The following is a 581-nucleotide window of genomic DNA, read 5'->3' on the forward strand; positions in this document are numbered from 1 at the left end:
CCCCCGGGGCATGCAGGGGGCGGCATGGCCGCTGAAGTCGGCGAGAAGCGCGGCCGGCGGCTGGAACGGGCGGCGGCGGCGATGTTCGTCGCCGCGCTGACGGCGCTCATGCTCGTCTCGATCGCCGACAAGCCGTTTCCGTTTCGCGGCGCGGACGAGCAGGGCCACTTCTCCTACGTGGCCCACCTCTCCCGGAGCGACCGCCTCTGGCCGGACCTCGGCGCCATGCCGCTCTACGACCTGGACGGCGCGCCGACCGGCCGGGCGAACTTCATCAATCATCCGCCGCTGTTCTACTGGACCGCGCTGCCGCTCCATGACGCGCTCGCGGCGCGCCATGCGGATTTCGGGTGGCTCAGGGTCTATCCGGCCGCGCTCGCGGTCGCGGCCTTCGCGGCGATCGCCGCCTTCGGGCTGCGCATGCGGATCGGCGTCGCGGGTTTCGCCGTGCTGTTCGCCGGGGCGGCGTTCCTGGATTTCCCGGCCCTCGCGGGCGCCTTCAGCAACGACCAGATGGCGATGCTGGGCGGCGCGCTCGCCTGCCTCGGGGCCGCGCGGCGGGTTTCGTCCCGCGCCGACCG

1 protein-coding gene is annotated in these 581 nt (G+C 73.7%); it reads left to right on the forward strand.

Translation table 11 applies throughout. The features are described 5' to 3' along the window. Positions 1 to 24 precede the first annotated feature (24 nt). A partial coding sequence (locus ACIKT0_RS19735; RefSeq protein ID WP_407106941.1) for a hypothetical protein occupies positions 25 to 581 on the forward strand: 557 nt, incomplete at its 3' end.

Source organism: Hansschlegelia beijingensis (assembly GCF_045505405.1).
In the GTDB taxonomy this organism is placed as follows: Bacteria; Pseudomonadota; Alphaproteobacteria; order Rhizobiales; family Methylopilaceae; genus Methylopila; species Methylopila beijingensis_A.